The sequence below is a fragment of the Actinomadura litoris genome, assembly GCF_009733595.1.
GTDB classification, from domain to species: Bacteria; Actinomycetota; Actinomycetes; order Streptosporangiales; family Streptosporangiaceae; genus Spirillospora; species Spirillospora litoris.
In genome coordinates this window covers 135,454-146,798 of the sequence record NZ_WOFH01000017.1, presented here as the reverse complement: position 1 = coordinate 146,798, position 11,345 = coordinate 135,454, and the positions used below count along the sequence as shown (strand labels likewise).

Below are 11,345 nucleotides of genomic sequence, written 5' to 3'. Positions count from 1 at the left end.
ACAACGGCTCGATCCGCGCCCAGGCGGCATCGGTGAGCTCATGACGACGCACCATGTCCACCATCACAACCCAGGACACAGATCAGCCTCAGCCAAACACCCAGATCCACCGGACAGGACCTAGGACCGGCGGCGCATTCCGGCATAGCGGCGGGCCACCGTGTGGAAGGCGTCTCTCGGGTCCCAGTCGCCGGTGGCGGGGTAGTTGCGCGGGGAGTCGGGTGGGAGCACCGAGACCAGCGCGAAGCCCGCCATGTCGAGGTCGAGGCTGGGTTCGGGCATGTGCGGGGAGTCCGACTCGATGAAGTTGTAGACGAACGCCCCGTACACGCCCTCCGCCTCGTAGACGTCGAGCAGTTCGGAGATGTAGCGGGACTGGACCCGCTCGTCCCGGACGTGGCCGGGCGGGATGATCGGCGGCTCGTGGTTCCAGTCGATGATGTCGAAGCCCTCGCCGCCGCGCCGGTCCGCGCCCCGGTAGGCGCAGCAGCCGAACTCGGTGATCACGACGGGCTTGCCGAACCGGTGCAGCGCGCGCACGTCGCGGACGTAGGTCGCCTCGTTCGACGCGTCCCGGTACAGGTCGACGCCGACGACGTCGAAGCCGCCCCAGGTGACTGCCTCCCACATCCCCGAGGTGTAGGTGAGGCGCCCGCCGAACAGCGGGCGGACCGTCGCCCGCGCCCGCGCGAGGAACGCGTTGAGCCGCTCGTTGTAGCCCCGGCCCGCCGGGGTGCCGAGGTTGGCGGCCCGCTCCCTGTAGTCGGCGCCGGGCACGAGCCCCGACATGAAGATCGTCAGCTCGCAGCCCACCGAGATCCCGATGTCCGGATGGCTCGGGCGCAGGGTCTCGGCGGCGCGGGACACCGAGGCGAGGAACCTCAGCGTGGTCCGCGCGTCCCGGTCGAACTGGCGGGCCTCCAACCAGACGTACAGGCCCTCCTCGGCGGCGCAGCGCGCGGCGAGCATCAACCGGCCGACGTCCGAGCCGAGGATGATGATCGCGTTGCAGTGCAGGTCGCGGGCGATCGCGCGGATCTCGCGCCGCACGTACGCGGGCTTCCACACCTCGCGCTCGGTGTCGTAGTTGACGCCGTGCTGCGCCAGGCCCGGCCCCCCGCGTCCGGGTCCGCGGCCCCGGGACGCGGCGCGCGCGGGCGGCGCCGCGCCCGTGATCGAGATGGCCGCGGTGGCCGTCCCCACGAGCACGGTCCGCCGGCTGACCGGTGGTTGTGGCATGCGCTGGCTCCTCACTGGTCGGGCCGCCCCGACCGTGAGTCTCGCGCCGGAGGACCCGCCGGGGCAGCGGCCAGGGGGCCAGGCCGCCGCGACCAAAGTCGCCGGGACGCCGCCCGAAGGTCGATCAACGCCCAGAACGGGCGTCAGGCGAGGAGGCCGCGCTCGTCCGCGAGGTCGAGGGCGGCCTGGGCGGCGGGCGCGAGCAGGTGCCGTTCGCCGCGTCCGACGTAGCGGTACTCGTCGACCTCGCCCGCCGCCGCCATCGCGCCGCTGTAGGACGCGGTGAAGCACGCCATCCGGACCCGCGCGAAGTCGGGCTGGTCGTGCGCGGGCGCGCGGATCACGCCCAGCTCGCGGAAGGACGCCGCGTCCAGCTCCAGGTCGAGTTCCTCGCGGACCTCGCGCGACAGCGCCGACCAGTCGCTCTCGCCCGGCTCCCGCTTGCCGCCGGGCAGGTAGAGCAGGTCGCGGCCGCGGGAGCGGACGGCGAGCATCCGCCCGTCCGACACCTGCACCCAGGCGACGACGTCGAGTTCCATGCCGGTCAGTCTGCCAGCCGCACCGCGACGGCCTCGCCGCGGAACCCGAACCGCTCCGCGGCCGACCCCTGGTTGACGGCGAAGCCGAGCCGTCCGGACGAGTCGGTCAGCAGCAGCGGCTCGCCCACGGGCACGCTCCCGAACGTCTCGGCGAAGGTGACCCGCGCGGCGCGTCCGGGCCAGGACACCTCCAGCGCGGCGCCGAAGGCCACCGGGCCGAGGGCGGCGGCCAGGTCGTCCGGTCCGGCGTTGACGATCACGCTGCCGAACCGGTCGGTGTAGAGGTAGGCGGCGGTCAGCACGCCGTCCTCGGCGCGCGGCGGCGCGACGTCCAGCGGCAGCGGAGCGGCCCGCGGCCCGAACGCGGCGATGTCCGCGCCGCCCGCCAGGTGCGCGGCGGCGGGGGAGAAGATGTCGCGGCCGTGGAAGGTGGAGGAGACGCGCGGCAGCCGGTAGGCCGGGTTCTCCAGGACGTGCGCCCTGACCACGCCGCCCAGCTCCTCCGCCGCCGGGACGAGCAGGCCGTTGTCCGGGCCGACGAGCACGTCGCCGCGCCCGGTCTCGACCGCCAGCGGCCGCCGCGGGGTGCCGACGCCCGGGTCGACGACGCCGACGTGCACGCCCACCGGGAGGTAGGGCAGCGCCTGGACCAGCAGCATCGCGCCCTCGGCGACCGCGTAGGGCCGTACCTCGTCCGACAGCACGAGCACGGTGGCGCCGGGCGCGATCGTGTGGACGACCCCGGCGCAGATCGCGGTGTAGGCGGCGCCGAAGTCGGTGGTCAGGCTCACGAAGGGGGGCGCGAAGGACGGGGCGACGGACACGCCTGGAGCCTACGCCGCGCCGCCCGGCGCGCATGGCCCGACCCGTCCCCCGGCCGCCCTATCCTCCCTACCGTGCGCGCCGAAGCCCTCGATCCGGTCCTGCTCCGGACGTTCGTCGCCGTCGCCGAACTCGGGTCCTTCACCGCGGCGGCGGCCGCCGGGGGCTACACCCAGTCGGCGGTCTCCCGGCAGATCGCGACGCTGGAGGACGTCTGCGGCGTGGAGCTGTTCGCGCGCGGCGCGCGCGGCGTCCGGCCGACCCCGGCGGGGGAGTACCTGCTGCCGCACGCGCGCGGCCTGCTGGACCGGCTCGCCGGTACCGCCCGCGCGATCGAGGGCCTGCGCCGCCTCGACACCGGCACGCTGCGGCTCGGCGCGTTCCCCACGGCCAACGCGGCACTCGTCCCGCGCGCCCTCGCCCGGTTCCGGGCCCGCCATCCCGGGGTCGAGGTCGCGCTGCGCGAGGGCACCACCGAGCGCCTGCTGCCAAAGCTGGAGGCGGGGGACCTCGACCTCGCCGTCGTCAGCACCCACAAGGTCACCTCGATCGACGCCGCCGACCTCGTCCCGCTGCGCGAGGACGCGCTCCTGGTCGCGCTGCCGACCGGGCACCGGCTCGCCGCGCGGCGCCGCGTCCCGCTCGCGGGCCTGGCGGACGAGCCGTGGATCGTCGCCGACGACCCCGAGGCCGTCGCCGCGCTGCGCGCCCGCTGCGAGGCGGCCGGGTTCACGCCCGCGACGCCGCTGCGGGTCGCCGAGTGGATCTCCAAGCTGGGCCTGGTCGCGGAGGGCTTCGGGGTCACCTTCGTCCCGGCGCTGGCGGCGGACGCGGCGGCCCGCGGCGGCCTCGTGCTGCGCCCGATCGCGCCCGACCCGCCCCGCCGCACCGTCTACGCGGCCGTGGCCCGGCACGCGCGGCGGTCCCCGCCGGCGGCCGCCTTCCTCATCGACCTGAAGGAGACCGCCGCGGCGCTCCGCACGTGATCAGGCCGGGAGGGCGGCGACGGCCTCGACCTCCAGCAGCGCGCCGGGGCGGAACAGCCGGGGGACCTCCACGGTCGTGCTGGTCGGCGGCCTGCCGGTGACGTAGCGGCGGCGGACGGCCGCGTACTCGTCGAGCCGCCCGAGGTCGGTCATGAACGTCCTGATGTTCACGACGTCGCCGAACCCGGCGCCGTGCGCGGCGAGGATCCGCTCCAGCAGCGAGAGCACCACCTCCGACTGGCGGGTCATGTCGCCGGGCGCGACGACCTCGCCGTCCGCACCGAGGGCGATCTGCCCCGAGATGTACAGCATCGGGCCGGACGTGACGTGGATCGCGTGCGTATAGGCGCCCGGCGGGGCCGGGACGGTGGCCGGGTCGTCATGGGTGATTCGCATGCCCGGAACGCTAGGCGGGGCGGTCCCATGCCACCAGCGAAGATCTCGCACATCGGCCATGCGACCCGCGCATGGCTCAGCTGTGCAGGGTGAACAGGGCCCCGACCACGCCCAGCAGCATCGTGAGCGCGGTCGTGATCAGTACGGAGGCGGGGTCGGCGACGCGGCCGCCCGCGGGCAGCCGCCGGCGCCGCGTCCGCAGGGCCGCCTGCGTGCGCCGCAGCAGCAGCACGACCCCGCCGCAGACGACCAGGGCCGCCGCCCCCGCGCCGGGGGAGGAGGGCGCGAGCCGCACGCACAGCAGGCCCGCGCCGATGAGGGCGAGCGCCGTCCGGGACCAGGCGAGCGCCGTCCGCTCGGGCTGCGCTCCCCGGTCCCGGCAGGTCATCGGGTGGCCAGCAGCGCCGCCGCCAGGGCGAGCGCGCCGATCGCCAGGCCGTAGGACAGGATCGGCGCGAGCGCCGGGGGCGGCAGCGTCTCGGCGCGCCGCAGGGCACGCTCGGTGACCAGCCAGCGCCGGAACGCCAGTGCCGCCACCAGCGCGCCGGTCGCCGACAGGCCGATCGCGAGGCCGACGCGCAGCGCGGTGTCCATCAGGTCGCCGCTGAGCGCGACGCCGACCCCGCCGGCGATCATGGCCAGCGCGGTGCGGATCCAGGCGAGGAACGTGCGCTCGTTGGCCAGGGAGAAGCGCGGGTCGGGGTCGTCTCCCTCGGCGAGGAGGCGGTCGGTCCACCGGTCGCCGGGGGTGTTCGGTGGTGCGGTCATCAACGGGTCACTCTGCAAAGCTCGGCGGCGTGCGCGGCGAGCGCCGTCCACGGCCTTTCATATTAGGCGATTCGTAATGAATCGTAATACCGACCCATTATGCCGGAATTGACGACAACTCCCTGGTCAGGCCGGATGGGAACCGGCCCGCCCCGGGGGACCGAAACCCCGTCAGGGGGCGCCGAAACGGCGGGACGAGGCGTCCTCCTGGGCCAGCCGGTGCAGCGCGGTCAGGACCTGCTCGTACAGGACGGTGGAGACCAGCAGGGAGTGGACGGTGCGGGCGCGGGAGGTGTCGTCGGCGACCCGTCCGATCTCGTGGTCGGCGACCTCGGTCGCGGCCTTCACATACGGCCGCAGGTCGGTCAGCGTGATCGGGAAGCCGAGGCGGCGCAGCGCGACGAAGGTGTGGGCGAGCAGGTCGCGGGCGGGGGCGCGGTCGCCGACCGTCCAGCCGAGCTCGCGGACGAGGGCGTCGACGTCCTCGCGGGCGGCGCGCCAGTGCGGGTCGCCGGGCGCGGCCACATGCGGACCGATCGCGTACTGCGTGGTGCCGAACAGCTCGTGCAGGCTGACGTCCTCGTCGTCGATCGCGGCGATGATCTGCTGGATCGCCGCGACCGGCAGGTCGCCGACCTCGCGCAGCGCGCTGATCAGCCGCAGCCGCTCCAGATGCGGACGGCCGTACTCCGAGCGGGTCGCGCTCACCGACGATCCCTTCGGGAGCAGGCCCTCCCGGATGTAGAACTTGATCGTCTGGACGGTCAGCCCGCTGCGATCGCTGAGCTCGGAGATCTGCACCGCTCACCCCCTTGACTGGAGGTTAACGTTATCCAGGGTGACCTATTGGATACTGTCACTATCCAAAGCCCGCATCCAAAGCTCGCCTCGGCCGTCGCGGCCGGGCGGCATGACCGGGGCCGGTCAGGCGGCGGTGCGGCGCATGCCCTCGGAGATCTTCTCGGCGGCGGCCACGACCGGCCCGGCGTGCAGCCGCCCGGGGGAGCGGGTCAGCCGTTCCAGGGGGCCCGACACCGAGACCGCGGCGATCACCCGTCCGGCGGCGCCGCGGATCGGGGCCGACACCGACCCGACGCCCTGCTCGCGCTCCCCGACGCTCTGCGCCCAGCCCCGGCGGCGGACCGAGGCCAGCGTCGTCGCCTCGAACTTCGCGCCGCGCAGCCCCCGGTGCAGCCGGTCGGGCTCCTCCCAGGCCAGCAGGATCTGCGCGGCCGACCCGGCGGTCATCGGCAGCGCGGCGCCGACCGGGATCGTGTCGCGCAGGCCGCTGGTGCGCTCGGCGGAGGCGACGCAGACCCGCACGTCGCCCTGGCGGCGGAACAGCGAGGCGCTCTCGCCGGTCAGGTCGCGCAGCTGGGCGAGGATCGGCTGCGCGATCGCGAGGAGCCGGTCCTCCCCGGCGGCGACGGCGAGTTCGGCGAGCCTCGGCCCGAGGATGAAGCGGCCCTGGGTGTCGCGGTGGACGAGGCGGTGGTGCTCCAGCGCGACGGCCAGCCGGTGGGCGGTCGGGCGGGCCAGCCCGGTCGTCTGGACGAGCTGGGCGAGCGAGGCCGGGCCCGCCTCCAGCGCGTTCAGCACGAGAACCGCTTTGTCGAGTACGCCGACTCCGCTAGAGTTGTCCATGACTTGATATTGCCGTCTCGTCATTTGAGATGCAAGTCGGGTGGCCGGAGTCCAGCGGCGCGCGGTCGCGCGCCGCCGATCATGACAGGTGAGGTGGGAGTGATGGGCCGTACGTTGGCCGAGAAGGTGTACGACGCGCACGTCGTACGGCGTGCCGAGGGTGAGCCGGATCTCCTCTACATCGACCTGCACCTCGTCCACGAGGTCACCAGCCCGCAGGCGTTCGACGGGCTGCGGATGGCCGGGCGCCAGGTCCGCCGCCCCGACCTGACGATCGCCACCGAGGACCACAACGTCCCGACGACCGACCTGCTGCGGCCGATCGCCGACCCGGTGTCGCGCACCCAGGTCGAGACGCTGCGCAAGAACTGCTCCGACTTCGGGATCCGGCTGCACCCGATGGGCGACGCCGGGCAGGGCATCGTGCACGTCATCGGCCCGCAGCTCGGCCTGACCCAGCCGGGCACCACCGTCGTGTGCGGCGACTCGCACACCTCCACGCACGGCGCGTTCGGCGCCCTCGCCTTCGGGATCGGCACCAGCGAGGTCGAGCACGTCCTCGCCACCCAGACGCTCCCGCAGGTCAAGCCGAAGACGATGGCCGTGACCGTGGACGGCGCGCTGCCCGAGGGCGTCACCGCCAAGGACCTGATCCTGGCGATCATCGCCAGGATCGGCACCGGCGGCGGCCAGGGCCACGTCATCGAGTACCGGGGCGAGGCGATCCGCTCGCTGTCGATGGAGGGCCGCATGACGGTCTGCAACATGTCCATCGAGGCGGGCGCCCGCGCCGGGATGATCGCCCCCGACGAGACGACGTTCGCCTACCTGGAGGGCCGCCCGCACGCGCCCCAGGGCGAGGAGTGGGAGCGGGCCGTCGAGTACTGGAGGTCGCTGCGCACCGACGACGACGCGGTCTTCGACAAGGAGGTCGTGATCGACGCGTCCGCGCTGACGCCGTTCGTGACCTGGGGCACCAACCCCGGCCAGGGCCTCCCGCTGGGCGACTCCGTGCCGGACCCGGCGTCCTACGGCGACCCCGCGCAGCGCCAGGCCGCCGAGCGGGCCCTTGAGTACATGGGCCTGACCGCCGGGACGCCGCTGCGCGACATCGCGGTCGACACCGTGTTCGTCGGCTCCTGCACCAACGGCCGCATCGAGGACCTGCGGGCCGTCGCGGGCGTGCTGCGGGGCCGCAAGGTCGCCGACGGCGTCCGCATGCTGGTCGTCCCCGGGTCCATGAAGGTCAAGAAGCAGGCCGAGGACGAGGGGCTGGACGAGGTGATCTCGGCGGCGGGCGCGCAGTGGCGCGAGGCGGGCTGCTCGATGTGCCTCGCGATGAATCCCGACAAGCTCACCCCGGGGGAGCGCAGCGCCTCCACGTCCAACCGCAACTTCGAGGGCCGGCAGGGCCCCGGCGGCCGCACCCACCTGGTGTCGCCCGCCGTCGCCGCCGCGACCGCCGTCACCGGCCGCCTGGCCGCTCCCGCCGACCTCTAAGGAATGAGCATGGAAGCGTTCACCACCTACACCGGACGCGCGGTGCCGCTGCGCCGCAGCAACGTCGACACCGACCAGATCATCCCGGCGGTCTGGCTCAAGCAGGTCAGCCGCACCGGGTTCGACAAGGGCCTGTTCTCCGCCTGGCGCGAGGACCCGGAGTTCGTCCTGAACCAGCCGCGGTACGAGGGCGCGGGCATCCTGGTCGCCGGGCCCGACTTCGGCACCGGCTCGTCCCGCGAGCACGCCGTCTGGGCGTTGCAGCAGTACGGGTTCCGCGTCGTCATCGCCCCGCGCTTCGGCGACATCTTCCGCAACAACTCCACCAAGATGGGGCTGCTGCCGGTCGTGCTGACCGCCGAGCAGGTCGAGGACATCCAGGCGGGGGTCGAGCAGGACCCCGCCCTGGAGATCACCGTGGACCTGGAGAGGCGCGAGGTCCGCTACGGCGCCGAGTCCGCCGGGTTCGAGATCGACGACTACACCCGCTGGCGCCTCCTGGAGGGCCTGGACGACATCGGCCTGACCCTCCGCCACGGCGACGCGATCACCGAGTTCGAGGGCCGCCGCGCGCCCTGGCTGCCCGTCACCGTCTGACCCGCCGCGGCCCTGCCCCGGCCCGCCGTCCCGGGACGGCGGGCCGGGGCTTCGGCGTCCCCGAAACCCCTGATGGCGACCCCGGATGCGGGAGCACGGCTCCGCGGCAGGGACAATTCCCTTGTACGAAGCCCGTTCGCGAACCGTTGGGGGCACGAAATTGAGCACGGTCCCATGGACCGGGCCCGAATGGGACGACCCGGATCTGACCCGACTCGCGCGGCAGTTGCGCGACGCCCACCGGGCCGTCGCGCCGCTGCCGAAGGAGACGCGGCAGCGGCTCATCCGCCACCTGCTGGCGATCACCGATCTGGCCAAAAGGGACGCCGAGCTGGCCGACCGCAGGCTGGAGGCGTTCCTCGCCGATTTCCAAGAGGCCCCCGACGTCCGTTAGCGTGCGCAGTGGCCGGATCCGGTCCGGTCACCCGGCGAGACGGGGGCGAGGCCGACAAAACGCCAGCGACACGGCAACTCTTGCGTGCAGGTGATTGTGTCCATGCTGGAGGTCCCTTAGTTTCGTTCGGGCAAGGGGGGAACTAGAGGAGTAACCCATGAACAAGCGTGAGCTGGTCGACGCCATCTCTGACCGGCTGGGCAGCAAGAAGGCCGCAGCCGAGGCCGTCGACGCGATCCTGGACGCCATCCAGACCGCCGTCGCCAAGGGCGACAAGGTCGCGATCACCGGGTTCGGTTCGTTCGAGAAGGCCGACCGGCCTGCCCGCACGGCCCGCAACCCCGCAACGGGCAAGACCATCCAGGTTCCTGCGACGTCCGTGCCGAAGTTCAAGGCCGGCCAGGACTTCAAGAACCTGGTGGCCGGGAAGAAGTAGCCTCACCCCGCCGCCGCCCGGGACCGTCCCAACAATCCGTACAGGGGCCCGGGCGCCGGCGTTCGTATGCCTTTCGACGGTCGCGCGGCCCCGCGGCGCGCCGTCGCGGAACCCCCGGGGGCTACGTCGCGGGGAGCGGGAAGGTCGAGAGGGTCACGACGGTGATCCGCTGCTCGGCGTCCACGGCCAGGTTGACGCGCTGCCCGAACCGCAGCAGGCGCAGCCCGCCCGCCGCGAACGCCCCGGCGTCGAAGGGCAGCTCCGTCCCGTCGTCGAGGAGCACGCTCCCCGTCCGGGTCTCCGCGTCGAACGCCTTCACCGTCCCCTGCATGCCCCGCACCCTATCCCCGGCCGCGCCTTCGGCCCCCGGCCGAAGCTCACCCGGGCGCCACCGTCCTGAGGCGCGCGGCGACCTCCGCCGTGCGGGGGCCGACGCCGAGGCTCAGCGCGACCTGGAGATCGGAGGGAGTGTCGACGTCCCGGCGGATACTGTCGATGTCGGGGAGGAGAAGCTCGCGGGCCCCGCGCGCCCGGTGCGCGGCGCGGGAGTCGCGCCCGAACGCGGGGGAGAACGTGACGCCCGGACGGGCCGTGTAGAGCGTCGTGCCGATCCCGGCGGCGTCGGGGACGAACGCCTCGGGCGCCTGCGCGGCGGCGTCGAGGACGCGGGCGAGTTCGTCCGGGCGCAGGGCGGGAAGGTCGGCGGAGAGCGCGCCCGTGCCGGTGCCCGGGGACACCTCCCGCCCCCGGCCCGCACCGTGGACGAGGGCCGGGTTCAGGCCCGCGTCCGGCTCGTCCGGCACCACGCGGGCGCCGAGCGCGGCGAGCCGCGCGGCCGGAAGGGGGTCGTCGGTGACCACTATCACATCGCGGACGCGGGGGCAGCGCAGCGCGGCGGCGACCGTGTCGGCCGCCACCGCGAGCGCGAGGTCTGGGCGGTGGGGTCCCGCCGCCGCGGACATGCGGGTCTTGGCCCGTGCCAGCACCTTGACCGGTACGACGAGCGACCACTGGAGAGGGGGCGCGGTGCGCGCTGCTGTAGACATGGCAACTCGACACTATGCGCACGGAGCCGCGAGACTTGTGGACACCCCGCGTTCACGCGGGCGACGGAACGAGGAGGGACGGGGCATGGGCCACGGGTATTCGCCGCGCTGGCGGAAGCTCACGATCGTCATCCTGCGCCCGCTGCTGTTCGGGGCGCTGAGGCGCGACTGGCGCGGCCGGGGCAACGTGCCCAGGACGGGCGGCCTGATCATCGCCGCCAACCACATCTCCGAGTCCGACCCGCTCGCCCTCGCCCACTTCGTCTACGAGGCGGGCCGCTACCCCGTCTACCTGGCCAAGTCCACGCTGTTCGATGTGCCGCTCATCCGGAGCGTGCTGCGCGGGACGGGGCAGATCCCCGTCTACCGCGACAGCGCCGACGCCGCGTCGGCCCTCAGGGACGCCGAGAAGGCGCTGGTGGACGGCGAGTGCCTGATGTTCTACCCGGAGGGGAGCTGCACCCGCGACCCCGAGCTGTGGCCGATGACCGGCCAGACCGGTGTGGCGCGGATGGCGCTGAAGACCGGCGCGAAGGTCGTCCCGGTGGCGAACTGGGGCGCGCACGAGCTGCTGCCCTACAAGAAGGGCGAGCGGCGGGGCCTCGCCGGGAGCCTGCGCAAGGGCTTCCACCCGTTCCCCCGCAAGACGATGCGGGTGGTCGCCGGGCCGCCCGTCGACCTCTCCCGCTACGAGGGCCTGCCCCTCGACAAGGACACGCTGCGCGCCGCCACCGACGAGATCATGGACGCGATCACCGCCCTGCTCGGCGAGCTGCGCGGTCAGGAGCCGCCCGTGGAACGCTACGACCACCACCGGGTGCTGGAGGAGCGCCGCCGGGCCGCCGAGGGCGCGGTCCCCGGGCCGCGCCCGGCCGACACCGCCTCCCGGCCCGCCGACGCCGCCTCCCGCCCGGCCGACGCCGCGTCCCGGCCCGCCGACACGAAGGCGGACGGCTCGTGACCTTCCGCACCGCCGTG

16 protein-coding genes are annotated in these 11,345 nt (G+C 73.9%); 6 read left to right on the top strand and 10 right to left on the bottom strand.

All coding sequences use genetic code 11. The features are described from left to right. Positions 1-120: 120 nt before the first annotated feature. From GNZ18_RS36345 to GNZ18_RS36335, 3 genes are all read right to left on the bottom strand, one after another. Entirely contained in the window at positions 121-1,239 is a 1,119-nt protein-coding gene (locus GNZ18_RS36345; protein ID WP_156221318.1) for a glycoside hydrolase family 113 protein, read from the bottom strand. Between the two features lie 143 nt (positions 1,240-1,382). Beyond that, a complete protein-coding gene (locus GNZ18_RS36340; RefSeq protein ID WP_156221315.1) occupies positions 1,383-1,778 on the bottom strand; it encodes an NUDIX hydrolase in 396 nt (131 codons plus the stop codon). A 5-nt stretch (positions 1,779-1,783) separates the two neighbouring features. Continuing rightward, positions 1,784-2,602 (bottom strand): SAM hydrolase/SAM-dependent halogenase family protein, encoded by an 819-nt coding sequence (locus GNZ18_RS36335; protein ID WP_312874944.1) that lies wholly within the window; start codon positions 2,600-2,602, stop codon positions 1,784-1,786. A gap of 72 nt (positions 2,603-2,674) precedes the next feature. Here GNZ18_RS36335 and GNZ18_RS36330 point away from each other — a divergent pair, with 72 nt between their 5' ends. Then, entirely contained in the window at positions 2,675-3,586 is a 912-nt protein-coding gene (locus GNZ18_RS36330) for a LysR family transcriptional regulator (protein ID WP_156221313.1), read from the top strand. Here GNZ18_RS36330 and GNZ18_RS36325 read toward each other — a convergent pair whose 3' ends face one another. From GNZ18_RS36325 to GNZ18_RS36305, 5 genes are all read right to left on the bottom strand, one after another. Next, a complete protein-coding gene (locus GNZ18_RS36325; protein ID WP_156221311.1) occupies positions 3,587-3,982 on the bottom strand; it encodes a RidA family protein in 396 nt (131 codons plus the stop codon). A 76-nt stretch (positions 3,983-4,058) separates the two neighbouring features. Beyond that, entirely contained in the window at positions 4,059-4,370 is a 312-nt protein-coding gene (locus tag GNZ18_RS36320) for a DUF202 domain-containing protein (protein WP_156221309.1), read from the bottom strand. Beyond that, positions 4,367-4,750 carry a YidH family protein gene (locus GNZ18_RS36315; protein WP_156221307.1) on the bottom strand — a complete coding sequence of 128 codons (384 nt, stop codon included), beginning with the start codon at positions 4,748-4,750 and terminating at the stop codon, positions 4,367-4,369. The genes GNZ18_RS36320 and GNZ18_RS36315 overlap by 4 nt, the downstream gene beginning before the upstream one ends. Positions 4,751-4,921: 171 nt before the next feature. Then, positions 4,922-5,551 (bottom strand): MerR family transcriptional regulator, encoded by a 630-nt coding sequence (locus GNZ18_RS36310; protein ID WP_214620703.1) that lies wholly within the window; start codon positions 5,549-5,551, stop codon positions 4,922-4,924. A gap of 123 nt (positions 5,552-5,674) precedes the next feature. Further along, the gene (locus GNZ18_RS36305; RefSeq protein ID WP_156221306.1) at positions 5,675-6,394 is read right to left on the bottom strand and encodes an IclR family transcriptional regulator; all 720 of its coding nucleotides are present in this window, start codon (positions 6,392-6,394) and stop codon (positions 5,675-5,677) included. Positions 6,395-6,496: 102 nt separating this feature from the next. On the opposite strand from GNZ18_RS36305, the gene leuC reads away from it, so the two are divergent. The 4 genes from leuC (at position 6,497) to GNZ18_RS36285 (ending at position 9,321) form a co-directional block, all read left to right on the top strand. Beyond that, a complete protein-coding gene (gene leuC, locus GNZ18_RS36300; protein ID WP_156221304.1) occupies positions 6,497-7,894 on the top strand; it encodes a 3-isopropylmalate dehydratase large subunit in 1,398 nt (465 codons plus the stop codon). Between the two features lie 9 nt (positions 7,895-7,903). After that, positions 7,904-8,491: a 3-isopropylmalate dehydratase small subunit gene (gene leuD / locus GNZ18_RS36295; RefSeq protein ID WP_156221302.1), complete on the top strand. Its 588-nt coding sequence runs from the start codon at positions 7,904-7,906 to the stop codon at positions 8,489-8,491. Positions 8,492-8,651: 160 nt separating this feature from the next. Further along, complete coding sequence (locus GNZ18_RS36290) at positions 8,652-8,885, top strand: SCO5555 family protein (protein WP_156221299.1); 234 nt, start codon at positions 8,652-8,654, stop codon at positions 8,883-8,885. A 157-nt stretch (positions 8,886-9,042) separates the two neighbouring features. Then, positions 9,043-9,321, top strand: a complete 279-nt coding sequence (locus GNZ18_RS36285; RefSeq protein ID WP_156221298.1) for an HU family DNA-binding protein — start codon at positions 9,043-9,045, stop codon at positions 9,319-9,321. 121 nt (positions 9,322-9,442) lie between these two features. Here GNZ18_RS36285 and GNZ18_RS36280 read toward each other — a convergent pair whose 3' ends face one another. Both GNZ18_RS36280 and cofC read right to left on the bottom strand, forming a co-directional pair. Continuing rightward, on the bottom strand, positions 9,443-9,652 hold the full coding sequence (locus tag GNZ18_RS36280; RefSeq protein WP_156221295.1) for a hypothetical protein: 210 nt from the start codon (positions 9,650-9,652) through the stop codon (positions 9,443-9,445). 46 nt (positions 9,653-9,698) lie between these two features. Further along, complete coding sequence (gene cofC, locus GNZ18_RS36275) at positions 9,699-10,367, bottom strand: 2-phospho-L-lactate guanylyltransferase (protein WP_156221293.1); 669 nt, start codon at positions 10,365-10,367, stop codon at positions 9,699-9,701. 85 nt (positions 10,368-10,452) lie between these two features. Between cofC and GNZ18_RS36270 the strand changes: the two genes are divergently transcribed. Then, complete coding sequence (locus GNZ18_RS36270; RefSeq protein ID WP_156221291.1) at positions 10,453-11,328, top strand: lysophospholipid acyltransferase family protein; 876 nt, start codon at positions 10,453-10,455, stop codon at positions 11,326-11,328. The last annotated feature ends 17 nt before the right edge of the window (positions 11,329-11,345 follow it).

What these genes read in the sequence shown, in the direction of transcription:
- GNZ18_RS36325 (WP_156221311.1), bottom strand. Translation starts at nt 3,982, where the DNA reads ATGCGAATCACCCATGACGACCCGGCCACCGTCCCGGCCCCGCCGGGC.
- cofC (WP_156221293.1), bottom strand. Translation starts at nt 10,367, where the DNA reads ATGTCTACAGCAGCGCGCACCGCGCCCCCTCTCCAGTGGTCGCTCGTC.
- GNZ18_RS36270 (WP_156221291.1), top strand. Translation starts at nt 10,453, where the DNA reads ATGGGCCACGGGTATTCGCCGCGCTGGCGGAAGCTCACGATCGTCATC.
- leuC (WP_156221304.1), top strand. Translation starts at nt 6,497, where the DNA reads ATGGGCCGTACGTTGGCCGAGAAGGTGTACGACGCGCACGTCGTACGG.
- GNZ18_RS36305 (WP_156221306.1), bottom strand. Translation starts at nt 6,394, where the DNA reads ATGGACAACTCTAGCGGAGTCGGCGTACTCGACAAAGCGGTTCTCGTG.
- GNZ18_RS36345 (WP_156221318.1), bottom strand. Translation starts at nt 1,239, where the DNA reads ATGCCACAACCACCGGTCAGCCGGCGGACCGTGCTCGTGGGGACGGCC.
- GNZ18_RS36340 (WP_156221315.1), bottom strand. Translation starts at nt 1,778, where the DNA reads ATGGAACTCGACGTCGTCGCCTGGGTGCAGGTGTCGGACGGGCGGATG.
- GNZ18_RS36315 (WP_156221307.1), bottom strand. Translation starts at nt 4,750, where the DNA reads ATGACCGCACCACCGAACACCCCCGGCGACCGGTGGACCGACCGCCTC.
- GNZ18_RS36280 (WP_156221295.1), bottom strand. Translation starts at nt 9,652, where the DNA reads ATGCAGGGGACGGTGAAGGCGTTCGACGCGGAGACCCGGACGGGGAGC.
- leuD (WP_156221302.1), top strand. Translation starts at nt 7,904, where the DNA reads ATGGAAGCGTTCACCACCTACACCGGACGCGCGGTGCCGCTGCGCCGC.
- GNZ18_RS36320 (WP_156221309.1), bottom strand. Translation starts at nt 4,370, where the DNA reads ATGACCTGCCGGGACCGGGGAGCGCAGCCCGAGCGGACGGCGCTCGCC.
- GNZ18_RS36285 (WP_156221298.1), top strand. Translation starts at nt 9,043, where the DNA reads ATGAACAAGCGTGAGCTGGTCGACGCCATCTCTGACCGGCTGGGCAGC.